Here is a 15,419-nt window from a genome sequence, read left to right as displayed (position 1 = left end):
TTATATGTTCATATTAAGTCCTTGAATTCACGCTTATTCTATTATTGATAATGGTAAAGTAATGAAAAAATGGTGAGCAATGTTCTTCTCGAAATTTATGACCATTATCTTATACCCTGTTGTAATACAAATTTATGTCTTTTTCATTAATAGGACTTTGTCTTATTGAGATACAAATGACGGCGGAACAATTTCACATACATTTATGAAAATCATAATTTTAATTGCTGCTACTTTATCAATCAATGGTGCTGGAATTATAACAACTGCTTTCTTTGGTGATAATCTTTCAGCACGCGAAGGAATTCAACAAATTTCTCAAATTAGACAATTAGGAGCAGCAACAATGGGAGCTGGAGCTCTTGCTTACGGAATAGCTAAAAAAACTGGTGTTGGTGTATTGAAAGCTAAAAGCGGAGTTGGAATGGCCGCGCGTGGTGGAGCAAATTTAGTGCGAAACTTTGGTTCTGTCTCGCAAGGAGTTAAAGGAGCATTTAGTAAATTTAGTGAAGCAAGTAAAAATATTCAATCATTAGATATGAATAAAAATATGGGAATGGCCGCAAGATTACATAAAGAAAGTGGAAGAAGATTATTTAAAGATTTAAAACAAACTTTCTCAACTCCATTTAAAGACGCTAACCAAAAATTCGCAAAAAGACAAGAAACATCAAGCAAACTACTCGACAAACTTAACCAAATGAAAGACAACTTAAAAAATTAAGGAGCATAAATGAAACATACAAATAAAGATTTAACAAAGATATCTACCGAAGTTAAGTTCGGTTTATCATTTAAAGAATTTTTCTGTTTTCTATTAGTTAGTTGCTTTATTTTCTTTTTTTGAAGCTTAACCTTAAAAAGTTTTTCACCTAAAATTAAGTTTGCTTTCATTTTTGGTTCAATAATTATTTCAACTTTCTTTTTCATACCATTTAATGGTATAAGAAGCTATAAATGATTGTATAAAGCGCTTGTCTTTCTCTTTTCGAAAAGAAAATACAAAAAGCAAGAGCTTAATCAATTAATTCCCTACAAGAATATCATTAATGATAATGTTTTAATTTTATACGAAAGCAATCTTAATAAATATATAAAGATTGTTAAGTTTCAAGGTTTTGATATTTGAACACAAAATGAAATTGATATTACCAAAAAGCTTGAAGAACTTAATTTTGCTTTCGAGAATATCAATACTGATTTTGAAATCATTAAAACAAATGAGAAAAACGATTTAAGTATTAACTTACAACATTTAGAAGAAACAATTGACGCAAAAAATGATTGAAACAAAACACAAATTGATTATTTTGAAAATTTAGTAAAAGATATTAATTATGAAAACGAAAATATTCAAAAAGAAAATTACTATGTTGTTTTAAAAGCAATGGACTTACAAAATTTAGAAACTGAAACAACAAACCTTACCAGAAACTTATATAACATCGGTATCAATAATAATGTTCTAAATAAGTTAGAAATTATTGATTTGCTTGGCGTTTTAAATAACTATGAAATCAACTTTGAGATTTTAGAAAAATTTCTTAAACAAGAAAGTGAAAACCTTGCTATTAACCAAAAGGTTAAACAAAAAACACAAACACAATTTACCTTTTGAGAAAGCATTAAGTGTCTTTGAATTAATCTCTTCCAAAGAAAAAGACTTAAAGCTTTAAACTTAAACGCAATAACAAAATACGAAGATTTAATCTTATACCAAGAAGCTAACATTAAGCTTTCATTTTGAAAAATTCTTAAAAACAAATTTAATAAAACAAAACTAAAAGAATTACAAATTGAAATTGATGTGATAAGAAAAGCAGCAAAAAACAAAGCTTTATCACAAACAAAAGAAACTAAAAAGGTAATTACACTTAATGAAATTTATTATCAAGAAGAGTTTGAAATCAAAAACAAATATATCAAATATAAAGACGGTGATTATCAAACATTCTTATCTTTAAAAAGCTTACCATTTAATTTGAATTATGGGTATTTAAATGCTTTTCTAACAAATTACGGAAACACCTTTTTTAAATTCGAAAAAATGAATGATAAAAAGACTGACGATGTAATTAATTATGCTCTCAAAAAGACAATGGAAATTGAAATTAATAAAAAAGCAACCATTAATCGTATGAATGATACATACGTTAATACACTCCAAGAAATTTTAGATAATGTTGTTGAAAAAGGTAAAAACTTATATACATTCAATTGTTATGTTGAAATCAAAGCAAAAAGCTTACAAGAGCTAAAAAGCAAAGTAAGAGAAATCAAAGTTTTTGCTCGCAACAACAAAATCAAATTAGATGTTCCTACCTTTAACATCAACGAAGCATTTTTATCAAACAAATTATGTAAAAACTTTTTCAAAGACAACAATAAAACTGTTTTTGTTGAAAATATCATTCAAGGGTGAGCATTTTTACAAAACTCATTTAATGATTACAACAATTTATTTGTGGGTAAAGGTATTAATGGTGAATATATTTTCTTTGATAGATTTAAGAAAACACAAGACAGAACAAATGCTAATATGTTTATCACTGGAACAAGTGGAGCGGGTAAAAGTACTTTTGCTGAAAAAATGATATTAAATGATATCGCTAATAATAGAGATGTAATTGTATTAGATTTACAACAAGAGTATAAGCAAAATGGACTAATGCTTGGAGCAACAATTTTAGATTTTACAAGCAAAAAACAACCACTTTCAATTAACGTTTTACAAGTAAGAGATGTTTTTGAAGCTGAAAAATCACACAACTATTCAAATAATCTTACAAAGATTAATCGACATATTGACTATTTAGAGAAATTTTTCCGTTTAGTTTTTAAAGAAGAGATTTCTCAAAGTTTAATAAGCTACCTTAAAAAAGCACTTGGTCAGTTATATAAAGAAAATGGTTATTTTGACGATAATGTTGATTTAAGCAAAATTCCTAACGATAAATGAATAACAATTAGTGATTTAATTAAGAAACTTGAAAATTATACTTTTGAGACAAAGTGAGAAAAAGCAAATTTTGAAGAACAAATCAAATTACTCTCACATCAATTAAAACTTTATTTTGAAACTCAAAATGTATTATCAACATTATTTAATAACCACACAAACTTTGATATTAATAGTCAATATACAATCTTTGACTTACACAACATAATCAACACAAGCGAAAGTGGTGAAAGTTATAACGACCAAATTATTCTTTTTGTTTTACTTAACTTTTTACAAGACAAAATTGCTAAAAACAGAGAAAACAAAAAGCAAATGAGCTTATTTATTGGTGAAGCACACTTTTTCGTAAAAAGCAAAAATCAAATTCTTTTTGATTTCTTATTCTTCACAATTAAGACAGCAAGAAAGTATGGACTTTCTGTTGTAATGGACACACAAAATTTAAGTGATTTTTACCGTGAGAAAGACAATGCGAATGCTTTACTTTCTAACTGTGATTACTCGCTCTTTTTAAGACAAAAAAGTAGTGAGATTGAAGATATTAACGAAAAGCTATTTAGCACAAATAAAGTTTTAACTCAAACAGAACAAGACTTTTTAGAAAGAGCAAGTGTTGGTCAAGGTATTTTAAATATTGGAGCTAATTTAAGATATATTGTAAAGCTTCATTACAATGACTATGAACAAGAATTATTATTCAAAAGTAAAGGAGATTATATTTAATATGAGCAAAAAAGACGAAAGTATTAAAAGTCTTTCGGTTAAGTTATCGAACTTAACTGAAACAGAACAAGTTTTATTAACAAAGTGAATTGAAAATTTAAAAGCTCAAAAAAAGAGCGTGAATGGTGAATTACAGAAGATTTTATTTCAATATTTAACCGAGAACAATTCACAAGAACTTTTTAAAGAGTTTCAAACAAGTATTTTCTATGCTTTTAGAAAGAGCATTTTCGCAAGTTTAAGTCCTTATCATTCAAATATAAAGTATTGAATAAATCTTCAAAACATTGAACTTGAAGCTATCAATAAGAAGCTTGATATTATACTCAATTTACTTGCTTTAAGTGGTAATTTAAACTTAAATAGTCCAAAAGAAGAATACACCAGAGAGCTTGATTATTTCATTCGATTAAGAAATGAGAAAATAACAAAGCTTATGACTGATAAACAAGAAGAAGACGATAGTAATAAGCAAGTATTAAAAACGTTTGAAAACTTTCAAAAAGTCGCATTTGATACAGACAAAGATATAGCAGAACGTATTAAAAAAGCAAAGGAGAAATAATTAAATGAAACTTAAAGATACCATTTTTATTTCTCTTGCTCCATTAATAACAATACCAACTAGCGTAGCAATATCTTCTGCTATCAATAATTCAAATGAAACAAACACTCGCATTTTGACCTTTCATAACTTACCAAATGAATTTTATGATTTAATTAAAAACACTCAAATCAAGCGAAATATTGCGCTTGATAGAGACGAATTGCTTTTAGCTAAATACGAAACCAAAGCTATTCCACTTGATATAAAAAGCATTAGTATTTACTATGATGCTGGTTTCGAAAACACTGTAAGGTTTTTAGATAATATTGCTGATAGAGACAGTCGTAGAATTGAAATTACATATGACGAAAATATAGATTTTAATAGCGAAGAAGCTAATAAAATTAAAAACACGAATATGTTCTATAAGAAATTAGACATTAAAAGAACTGCTTTTTCATATGCTTTAATTGGGAAAAAAACTAATCCTGAAAAGTATATGAATACGGTGCTTCAAGACTATAAATATATAGTGAGACAACTTGCTTTTGAGAATGTTAAAATAAATAAAAAACAAGCAGAAGCGTTATTATCAAGTGAAGCAATCATTTCGCCGAAAATTAATCACGATAGCTATTATGGTTGAGAAAATGGAGTAGCAAAACATATTAACCATTTAGGACTGTATGATAGTGTTATTCCACTTCATTTTGAAAATAGAAAATATAGTAAAAGTTCGTTGAATAGCGGTGGAATTCAAAACATTTTATTAGAAAAAGCAAAGTCTAAAATTGCTGATAATGAAGATATTTTGATAAATGAAACCAAAATAGAAAAAGATTATCAAGTAGTCGTAAAAGCTTTCATTTTAAGTGATAATGAAAACAAAAACCAAAGAGATTGATTACCATATGCTCCTAATATGATAATTAATAATAACAGACAATTAAGAGATAATTTTATCTTATGAGAAGACAACTTAAAATTGAATGTTGAAATTTATGCTCCACAAACAAATTACGTTGTTATCAATAATGATAATGCTAAAATTTCTCAAATTGTTTCTAACTATGAGAAAGCTTTCTTAAAATCACAAAATGAACTGAAAAACACACAAACATTAAACATTGTAAGTGAAAGAATTGGTGATAGAACTTTATATTCATTAGAAAACCAAAGCTTACTTAATCAAAAAATCAATGAGATTAATAAGAAGCTAATGGAATACAATTTTTTCGTTGAATATAAAGTGATTGACGAAGATAAAATTGACCTTTATCTTTCTAATAAAACCAACTCTTTAATTAATAAGTCTTATAAAATTGCTTCTAATTACCCTGTGAAAATTTCACCAAGCGTAAGAGCAATTGATAAGGAAATCAAAAATAGACTAATTATCAAAGCTAATAAATGAGTTGATTTTAAAACAAATACAACTGAATTAGTCGATGATGTTCCTGTGCTTTTAGAACCGCAAGCTAAAAAAGGTGAAAAAAGCTTTTATGGTGGTAAATGACTTTACCACTCACCAGCAAGTGTTGATTTTACAACAATTGACGAAAGCGAAATTCTTTTAATTAACGACAAAAGAATTGAGGTGCTGGATAGACATTTTAGCGAAATCTTATCAAATGAAAGCTTGATTATTGATAATTCTTCCAAAGAAGAAGAAAACAAAATCAAGAGCTATGAAATCAAAATTCTCAAATACGAAAAGAATTCAGGTAATGTTGATAGTAAGCTCGAATACGAATATAAAATAGACCTTTTAATCAACTCCAACGCTTTAAGTATTGATTATAAATTTTATGCTTGAAACCCAGAAGAAAACCCTGACCAAAAGAAACTTATTGAAGAATATAAGAAAGATCCTAATGGTAATTTACTAAAAGACGAGCAAGGCAGAAAAATCAAAAATGAATTTTATGACCCTGAAATCGATAAAAATACTGGAACTAAAAAGCAGCTTGTATGAGTTGATGTTTCTTCAAATACAGAACTTTTAGCTAATGACGAATATACACAAAAAAGTCATTTACCTTATGGAACTAAAACCCTTTTACTAAAAAATGGTAATCAAATCATTCAAGGATTTTTAGCGGAAGCTTCTGTATTAGGAAGCGGAGCATTACAAATTCTTAATGGTGAGACTAAAAATGGTCAATATCGTGTTTTTAAACTTAATCAAAACAACTTATCATATAACGACGAAATTTCATATGAACGCTTTGAAAATGGTCAAAAATACAAAGATTTACCATTGAACACAAGCGAAAATAGTTATTTTAGTGATAGTGGTCTCTACCTTTTTACAGCACACGCTTCTTCAAGTATTGATAACTATAAATTAGTTTTAATTGATAAAAATCTTAATGCTCAAAAAACTAAATTTATTGAAACTATTAATGGTTTAACAAGAGTTCAAAGCTTTTGAGAAACTCCTGTTGGTAATGAATTTTTAAATTATTTAGAGCTTAAACATAATATAGGAAGCGAAAGAGCTAAAAAAATGAGCTATGAAATGGTTTTACAATATTTTGTTTTATTTACTAACTACATTTACAAAATTCAACACTACACACAAAAGAACGTTAAATATATTTCACCATTTTTCAAAAATGTTCCAAGGGTGTATTCTTATGAAACATTCAAGAATAAATATATTATTGCTGAAAATGGTTTTAATAAGTTCTTTAATGAATATAGCGGCGATTTTAAGTATAAAGAGCTAATCAATATTAGCGATATGAGAATTTCACAAGATAGAAGAAATTTGATTATTAATGTAAGCTTAAAATACAACCCGAATACTAATATTTTTGGTTATGAACTTACGCAAAGTGAAATTACAATTCCTGTTTCATTTATTGATAATGATGTTCCTGAAATTTTTGCTAAACAAGTTAGCTTTGAGCTAAATCAATCCAAAATTGAAGACATTTTATTAAATTCTAACCCTGAAAATTGAAACAGTTTAATTGTAAATTATGACTGATTAAAAGATGTTAGTTTAGAAGATTACCAAAAAGCTTCTTGATTTTTAGAATGAGAAAAAGTTGGAAATAAAGATTTTAAAATTAAGATTTTAGGTGCTGCTAAAAGTGAATTTGAAAGCGAAATCCAAATTGTTCCTAAAATTAAAGTGTTTGACTTAAATTTAGAAAAAAGAGCAATTAATCTTGAAGAAGACCAGTGAGAGATGCGTTTAAAAAACACCAAAATCAATCTTGCTGGTCTTACCGAAAATGACCAAATCACAAAGTTTATTAAAAAGGAAATCCAAGAAACTTTAAGCGATTTAGCTTCTGCTTATGATTATGAGCTTACAAATTTAAATGATATTTTACCTTATCTTTCTAACATTAATTTAGCAAGTGATGTTCCACTCTTTTACAAAGTTTTAAACATCAAAAGGAAAGCGGATAGCAAAGTATTTAAAATAGCTATTTATAATTATGTTTCTCATAAATACAATAAGCAATTTGATTTAAGTGAAATTAAAACAGATTTATTATTACTTAATACAAATGATAAGGAGCTAATTTCAAAGACAATTTGAGATAAAGTTCAAGAAATTAGCAACCAAAGAAACATCACTATAAGCGATTTAAGACTAATAAACTTGGAAGATGTTTTAAGACACTTAATCGCAAAAAAACAATAAAGTAAGCTTAATAATTGGTTCAAATCACTATCAATTGATTAAACAATTTTAAGCCTTGGAAATTCAAAATACATTACAAATTTGATTTAAAAATCAATGAAACAAAATTAAAATGAAAAAGAACAGCAATTGAATTAGCTAAAATATCAATTCCTGCTTTAAATTTTTGAATAATAAACCGAGAATTTAAAGAATTCAAAACGAAAATGTCGGTGTTTTGAAACTATGACCTTGGAAAAAAAAAGGCTTGAATGATTTAAGGATTAAGTTTGAAAAGAAATGGTGAAACAAATTTTACTTATTTAAATAAAAAAGAATATAAAAGCTCAATTTATGAATTTTAGCATAAAATTCTTCTTAAGAAAAAAACAATTTTTAAAATCTTTTGATTGCATAATATGAAATTTAAAAAATTAGAGTTGAAAAAAATAAAATTTAATTTTTACCTAAATCAACATTCTTATATTGAAGCTGAATGACTAAAAAGAATATTGAACTTAAAACAGATTTAGACGAGAAAATCAAACAAAGTTTAAAATCGTCATTCAATAAATTGAAAAAATTTGAGATTAAACCTGAACATAATAACATTCTTTTTGTTGAAATTGACGACACATATAAGAGAATTCAATACAAGAAAATGAACAAAAAATTTATGTGTAGAATGATGACCTTTAATCTTTTTAATAGCAAAACAGGAAAATATGAAGCATTAAATAATGTTCAAATTTACTTTGAACAAGACAAAAGATTAACCAAATATGACGAAAAGAACAAACTTATCGAGCTTACAAATTACATCAAAAATACATATTATGATAGCAAAATGAAAGTTTGTGCGAAAGGAGACGGAGCATATAATATCAAGAATTTAGCAAAGAATTTTGACTATTATATACTTGATAAATTTCACGTTTTGAAATATGTAAAAGACACATTTACTCTCAAAAAATACATTCAAAACAAAGATTTAAAAGAGCTAAACGCTCAATTTTATCAAATCAAAAGTCCAACATTTTGAAAGAATGCGATTAATGATTACAGCATAAATGACTGAGATAATTTGTATTTAAAGCTCAAAAAATGATTTGATAATTTTGAATTTAAGACAAATTTTAAGAAGCAATTTGAGAAATTTTTGAATTATTTGAACAATAATAAACGAGCAATTTTTGGAATTTTAGACGGTATAGAGAGAACATCACATACAGAAAGTTACATTCGTAATTTCTTTAAAATTTACCTTGATAAACGTAACGCTTCTTATGGTTTTGAGACTATGACTGAACTTGTAAAAAATAACTTTAATTATGAAAATGGACTGCTTCAAATTTTTTAAATCAAAATTGTCGTTGGAAGATTTTTGGAAAATTAACCTTTTTCTTATATACGTAGTATATATTTTTGATTTTTGAACAAGTTTTGGAAAAATTTTGGAAAAAATGACCACTTTTTAAAGAGCGTTGGAAAAACCACTTTTCAAAAAATAAAAAAATAGTATTTATTACATAAATACTAAATTGCTAATTTTGGGTATCGTTAGATGCTTTTTCCAAAATGTTATCTTGTGCTTAAAAGCATGTGCGGGTGAGCACGTGCGCGCTTAACACAGTTTCCACAAATTCAAAGAAAATTTTTTAGGAATGGAAAGATTTTGCGAGAAATTCGTAAAGTCATTTTTGTCGTGAAAAAAATGATTTATTTTTGAAAATTTGTCTGGCGATGTGTTAGAATTTAAGTGAAAGGCAAGTTAAATTCTTGCTAATACCTTAATGGACTTGACGCCAGTTGGCCTAAATTGTCCGCTCACTTTTTTGATTAAGTTAATTTTGTTTTAAAAAAGCACGAATTAACTTATTTTTTTTATAAATATATGTAAAATTAATTTATTATGAAAAAAGAACTAGATAAGATTACACCTTTAGAAAAAGATTTTGCAAAATGATACACAGATGTTGTCAAAAACGGGAACTTAATTGCATATGGACCAACTAAAGGAACCTTAATTTTTAAACCAAATTCATATGGAATTTGAGAATTAATTCAAGAAAACTTAAACAAAATTTTTAAGTCAAAAGGAGTTCAAAACGTTTATTTACCTTTATTAATTCCTGAAAGTTTATTTGCACTTGAAAAAGAACACGTAGAAGGTTTTAATCCTGAATTAGCAACTGTTACACATGTTGGTGATCGTGAGTTACATGAAAAACTTTATATTCGTCCAACTTCAGAAGTTCTTTTTGCTGATTTTTTCAAAAATTCTATTAATTCATATAACGACTTACCTTTACTTTATAATCAATGAGCGAACGTTTTACGTTGAGAAAAAACTACTAACCCCTTTTTAAGATCAAGAGAATTTCTTTGACAAGAAGGACATACAGCTCACTCTGATCCGCTGGAAGCACGTAAGTTTACTCGAACAATGATTAACACTTATGCTAAATTTCTTAAAAATTATTTAGCTATACCAACTATTGTAGGTAAGAAAACTCCGCACGAAAAATTCGCTGGAGCTTGCTCAACATACACAATTGAAGCAATGATGAAAGATGGTAAAGCCTTACAATCAGGTACTAGCCATTATTTTGCACAAAACTTCTCAAAAGCTTACAATATTACATTTAAAAATAAAAACAATGAAGAAGAATTTGTTTATCAAACCTCTTGAGGTGTTACTACAAGATTAATTGGTGCTCTAATCATGACACACGGAGATAATAGAGGAATTATCATTCCACCTAAAGTTGCTCCTGTGCAAATTGATATTTTAGAATTATTTGCTAAAAAATCACCAATTGTTTCTGAAGTTGCACAACAACTCAAACTAGAACTATCGAGAAAATTCCGTGTTAGATTAGATAACACTGATAAAAATCCAGGCTATAAAGCTGCAAACAGCGAAATTCAAGGTGTGCCATTAAGAATTGAAGTTGGGCCTAGAGATCTTGAACAAGGAATGGTTACTTTAGTACGTAGAGACGATGTTGAAAACAAAATTTTAGTTAAAGTAGAAGAAGTTAAAAATATTGTAGCTAAAACTTTAGATGATATTCACAATAGTCTATATAATGCTGCAGAAAAAAGATTAGAAGAAAGAACTGTTTTTGTTTATAACTACGAAGACTTCAAAAAAGAAATCGCAGAGCAAAAATTTGTTATCGCTCCTTTCTGTTGTTCAGATTTTGCTGAAGAAAAAATTAAAGAAGAAACAGGTGCTACAGCTAGATGTATACCAAAGACACTTGATAAGCCACTTAAAAACATTGATTGTTTAATTCCTACTTGTCAAAATAAGACAAATAGATACGTTGTTTTTGCTAAAGCATATTAAGATACCACAGTCATGTGGTATTTTTTCTTGCAAATTTTTTCCTGCAAGAAAATTAAAATAAAAAAGTACATTTGACTAGTCTAGCCAAAAAACAGGAAACTGATTTTTTTAAGATTATTATAAGGAGTAAAATATGCAAAACACAATTCAAGATGTTAAATTCCAAAACGAATTTTATGCACAACAATGCAAAATGGTTAAAGAAATCTTTGTTACAAATGACTGATATAAGGAAATCCTAAAATATAGACTCTTTCAATTAAAATTCACTAATAATTTTGAAATTGATAACGAAGAAAATCAACTCGAAATTGAACGTGTTGAAAAGCAAATCCAAGGAGAAGGAACATTAATTAAATTAATACTTTCATTAATGAGTCCAGAAAATGCGTGATTGATTGAAAAATGCTATTTAGATCCAGAAACCAAAAATGGTAAAGGTTGATATTTAGATTATTTTTCAAAAACTACATTTTATAAGAGAAAAAAGCAAGCAATTACGGAGTTTTTAAACTTTTACTTTACACATGTTCATGAATAGTGACTATCTAATTCATACTATTAATTTTGAAAATAGTAGAAGAATTCAAAACCAAACTTATACTACTAAAATAGCAATTAATGATCGTCCAAAAATTCGAGAAGAATACGAAAAATCGCAAATAACTTTCAAATTATTAATTAGTAAAATACTAGGTGAATCTAAAAATGTCAATTTGTATTTAGATCTTACAAGTAAAGTAAACAAATATACTAAAGGACAGCTTTTTATTAATGGTAAAGCATTAATTGAAAGCGCTTCTTTAAAACAATATATTTCAGTTGATCATACTAAAGCAGATATTCCGTTTGATAAAATCAAGCGAATTGATTTTTATCTTTATTCTGATGTAGAGCGTAATGCGATAATGGCAAAATACACCATTTTATTTTCTGATTTTGAAAAAATTAAACTTAAAACAAGTAACCAATACAGAGAAAACTTTCTAGAAATTCCTTACTTAACTTTTTTTGAGTTTAAGGATAAAGGTTGCAAAATCGATGAAGCGAGCAGCATGGTAAGGGTGCTATGAAATGATTTGCCAATTGATAATCCTACTAACAAGATAGCTTGTATTGAACTTTATAACATAAAATTAGCATATTCGTTAGGGCTTAAAAATTATGAAAAAGCTGGTTTTATGAATTTGAAAGATTCTAGCTTTATTTTTAAACCTTTTCTTAAAAACTTTTTAAACGCCCAGCTTCGAAAAAATTCACAATCAACTAGCGAAAATAAAATGGTATACGACGTTTATTTAAATGATAATTTTACAGTGAATACAAATTTAACTAATTTATCAATTGATTTAGACAACACAATCTTAAAAGGACTATTAGTTCCTAAAAAATATGATAAAGAAATGCAATGAACGTTAAAATTAGAAAATGACTTTTTTAATTGAGAATTAACTTATTTATTTGAAAATGAACTTCCAAAAATTGATACTGCTAACTTAATAAGAAAACCAATTTTACAAATAACTGAACTTGAAATTTCACAAAGAGATTTTGTTAACTTTGAATTTGAATTCCCAATGGCAAGATATGAATTCTTTATCAAACAAGAAAATTGAGATTTTAGTTGGTTTATTAAAAGAGACGCATACAGGGTAGAATGAAATTAAAAAAAAGATGAAAAATTATGCTAGCAGTTTTTCTTTTTGCAACTTCAACAGGAATTCTTTTGTATAAAGTTATTCAGACAAGAGTTAGAAAAAATAAAGAAAATCAAGATCCAAAAAACAAATCAAGTCAACCAGATGAAAAACACAAACGTTTAAGTTTATTTCCAAAACTTGATCAAGAATTCTTCAAGACATATATTAAACAAGATGAGGAAGGGACCTATTACATTGATGAAACAATAATTTTAGCTATTATGAAAGATATAACATCCCGTTTTGGTACTAGTGAAGGAAAAATAGAATTTCATTATGAAAAAATTAAAGGAACAAGTAAGGAAAACGATCATTTCATTTTATATTTACAATACAAAAATCAAAAATACACTGAAAGAAAGAAATACAAAATTTTTCTTACTAATTAAAGCAAAAATTAAATATTAAATATATAATAATTTTATGAACATAAAAGAAACAATTCTAGATGCTCTTAAAAGAGTATCAAAAAAACAAGTTAAAGAAGATGATCATATTGTTGATTTAGGAATCGATTCTTTAGACTTAGCTATGTTGGTCGTTCATTTGGAAGAGAAATTTTCTATCCAAATTTCAGATGAAGAAATTATGAATATCAAAACGGTTAAAGACATAATTTTACTTGTTGAAAACCAAAAATAGTGTACAATATAAAAAGTGATAGGAGTATAGTTCAACGGTAGAACAACGGGCTTCAACCCCGTGTGTTGTGGGTTCGAATCCTGCTACTCCTGCCATTTTTTTTATTCCTTTTTTTCATCAAATAATAATCTGTAAATTATTAAACGAATTGTCACTCTTGTTTACTTCTTTTGAATATAATTATATTGAATTCTGTTGAATTCAACACAAGCAGTTTTGTGTAACTTATTTTATAAAGTTTTAACAAAATGTCTTCACTTCTTTCAAGTATTTTGATTATCTTTTGTGCATTTTCATTTTTGAGAATTTCGTCGGGAAAATGTCTTAATTGTGACTGTGCTAAAGTAAATTTTCTAGAATTTACAATTGCCTTTGCAATCACATGTACTTGTGGGATAGAAATATCTCACCCTTTAGCTAAAGCATAAATTTCGGTTTCATTCAATTCAGATTCTTCAACAACTTTTGCAATATATTTCTTATTATTGATTTCGAAATATAAGTTTTGGTTTACATCTAAACATAAATTAATATCTTTTCCGCTTTGTGAAAAAAACATTAATCTTTTATTATGTTCGTCGTAAGGGGCGAGCATTTTATTTTTATACATAACGACTCCATTATTTACTCTTCTTCTAATTCTTAAAGAAAAATCGTAAATATTTGAACTAGGATCATTTTTGATAAATTTGCTTTCCTTATTGCCTTCTGTTTTCCAAAAATGTCTATTATATTCATCAATAATTTCTTCGCTTCTTTTATTTAATTCATCAATAGAATCAATACCTTTATTTTTAAATAAATAAGGGTAATAATTTTGAGCACTAGCAAAAGATCTTTCCACATTTGGCTTATCTTTAGGGTTAGATGACACAAATAAAGTAATTCCTCTATCGATTAAAGCCTCTTCAAACATTGTGTATGTTTTTTCTGAACCTCAAAAAGTTCTTCTGCGATCTGTTGTTATTATTGAGGGAAATCCGTGTTTTTTAAAGAGTTTGTCAATTAGTTTTTGGTAACCTAAATTTGTTTCTTGTTCTTCACATTGAAGTTCAAGTAATTTACCTGTAGCTGAATCAATTGCGTGATAAATGAAGACTTTTTTATTACCGAAAAACACTTCTTGACAAGCATCTAATTCAACATTTTCACCAAATTTTAAATATCTATTTTTAGCTTGATAAACGCTTTTTCTTTTCTTCTCACGCTCACCAATTTCTAAAGAACCAATTCTGGTGAAAAGTGAAGTTTTTTCACCAATTTCTTGTTCAAGCAATCTTCTAATTTTTCTAGATTCTCTTTTACCTTTTCTTGTCATTTGGATGTTAATGAAACCTTGCTTTTTAACTCTTTTAAAAGCTTGTGAATAACTAATGTTAAAACTTTGTTTTACCTTTTCATGATAATAAAGCGAAAAAAGAGCAGTGTTAATAGTTGCATTTTTAGGAAAAAACTCTTCCGTAAAATCATAATAATCACACATAATTTTATTTATAGTCTCATCTTTATATTTGAGGGCATTTTCATTTTTTCTACCTTTGTGAGCAACAGTAAATGAACCACTTTCGACAAGCGGTTTTATTTCTTTTTTATATCTAATTATTGTTCTGACACTGACGCGATAAAGGTTTGCAAGTTCTTTGTTTGTCCTTTTATTTCAAAGTCTTAAAACACCCGCCATTATGTGGGCTTTTCTCTCTTCGTAATCACTCATTTTTTCATGTGTTGTAATTTTAAACGGGCTCATGGTCACTCCTTATTAATTAAAATTTTATCTAAGATCTAGATTTCATTTTTAAAACTCTAGGGTGTGACATTTTGTTTAATATTTAATAATATTTAATAAT

At 27.1% G+C, this 15,419-nt stretch carries 12 protein-coding genes and 1 tRNA gene; 11 read left to right on the top strand and 2 right to left on the bottom strand.

Translation table 4 applies throughout. The features are described 5' to 3' along the window. Positions 1-4: 4 nt before the first annotated feature. Entirely contained in the window at positions 5-724 is a 720-nt protein-coding gene (locus tag EXC46_RS02570; RefSeq protein WP_129622160.1) for an Mbov_0396 family ICE element transmembrane protein, read from the top strand. Here the strand turns inward: EXC46_RS02570 and EXC46_RS03750 are convergent. After that, positions 721-930 carry a hypothetical protein gene (locus EXC46_RS03750; RefSeq protein ID WP_129622139.1) on the bottom strand — a complete coding sequence of 70 codons (210 nt, stop codon included), beginning with the start codon at positions 928-930 and terminating at the stop codon, positions 721-723. The genes EXC46_RS02570 and EXC46_RS03750 overlap by 4 nt on opposite strands. Positions 931-961: 31 nt before the next feature. Here EXC46_RS03750 and EXC46_RS02565 point away from each other — a divergent pair, with 31 nt between their 5' ends. The 10 genes from EXC46_RS02565 to EXC46_RS02520 all read left to right on the top strand — a co-directional run bounded on the left by EXC46_RS02565 (position 962) and on the right by EXC46_RS02520 (position 13,667). Continuing rightward, positions 962-3,685, top strand: a complete 2,724-nt coding sequence (locus EXC46_RS02565; RefSeq protein ID WP_165005595.1) for a VirB4 family type IV secretion system protein — start codon at positions 962-964, stop codon at positions 3,683-3,685. A gap of 1 nt (position 3,686) precedes the next feature. Next, the gene (locus tag EXC46_RS02560) at positions 3,687-4,250 is read left to right on the top strand and encodes an Mbov_0398 family ICE element protein (protein ID WP_129622144.1); all 564 of its coding nucleotides are present in this window, start codon (positions 3,687-3,689) and stop codon (positions 4,248-4,250) included. A gap of 4 nt (positions 4,251-4,254) precedes the next feature. After that, positions 4,255-7,896: an Mbov_0399 family ICE element protein gene (locus EXC46_RS02555; RefSeq protein ID WP_129622158.1), complete on the top strand. Its 3,642-nt coding sequence runs from the start codon at positions 4,255-4,257 to the stop codon at positions 7,894-7,896. A 475-nt stretch (positions 7,897-8,371) separates the two neighbouring features. Continuing rightward, positions 8,372-9,235, top strand: coding sequence for an Mbov_0401 family ICE element transposase-like protein (locus tag EXC46_RS02550; RefSeq protein ID WP_129622157.1), 864 nt, complete (start codon positions 8,372-8,374; stop codon positions 9,233-9,235). A 552-nt stretch (positions 9,236-9,787) separates the two neighbouring features. Then, entirely contained in the window at positions 9,788-11,230 is a 1,443-nt protein-coding gene (proS, locus tag EXC46_RS02545) for a proline--tRNA ligase (protein WP_044888916.1), read from the top strand. Between the two features lie 133 nt (positions 11,231-11,363). After that, positions 11,364-11,771: an MG284/MPN403 family protein gene (locus tag EXC46_RS02540; protein WP_027333730.1), complete on the top strand. Its 408-nt coding sequence runs from the start codon at positions 11,364-11,366 to the stop codon at positions 11,769-11,771. Further along, the gene (locus EXC46_RS02535) at positions 11,758-12,897 is read left to right on the top strand and encodes a hypothetical protein (protein ID WP_129622156.1); all 1,140 of its coding nucleotides are present in this window, start codon (positions 11,758-11,760) and stop codon (positions 12,895-12,897) included. The genes EXC46_RS02540 and EXC46_RS02535 overlap by 14 nt, the downstream gene beginning before the upstream one ends. After that, positions 12,888-13,319, top strand: a complete 432-nt coding sequence (locus EXC46_RS02530) for an MHO_1590 family protein (RefSeq protein WP_027333732.1) — start codon at positions 12,888-12,890, stop codon at positions 13,317-13,319. Before EXC46_RS02535 ends, EXC46_RS02530 begins: the two co-directional genes overlap by 10 nt. 34 nt (positions 13,320-13,353) lie before the next feature. Continuing rightward, positions 13,354-13,572: a phosphopantetheine-binding protein gene (locus EXC46_RS02525; protein WP_027333733.1), complete on the top strand. Its 219-nt coding sequence runs from the start codon at positions 13,354-13,356 to the stop codon at positions 13,570-13,572. Positions 13,573-13,592: 20 nt separating this feature from the next. Continuing rightward, positions 13,593-13,667, top strand: a tRNA-Trp gene (locus tag EXC46_RS02520). A gap of 44 nt (positions 13,668-13,711) precedes the next feature. Here EXC46_RS02520 and EXC46_RS02515 read toward each other — a convergent pair. Further along, entirely contained in the window at positions 13,712-15,319 is a 1,608-nt protein-coding gene (locus EXC46_RS02515) for a hypothetical protein (RefSeq protein WP_027333734.1), read from the bottom strand. Positions 15,320-15,419: the final 100 nt, after the last annotated feature.

Source organism: Mycoplasmopsis glycophila (genome assembly GCF_900660605.1).
In the GTDB taxonomy this organism is placed as follows: Bacteria; Bacillota_I; Bacilli_A; order Mycoplasmatales; family Metamycoplasmataceae; genus Mycoplasmopsis; species Mycoplasmopsis glycophila.
This window is presented reverse-complemented; position numbering and strand designations above follow the sequence as displayed.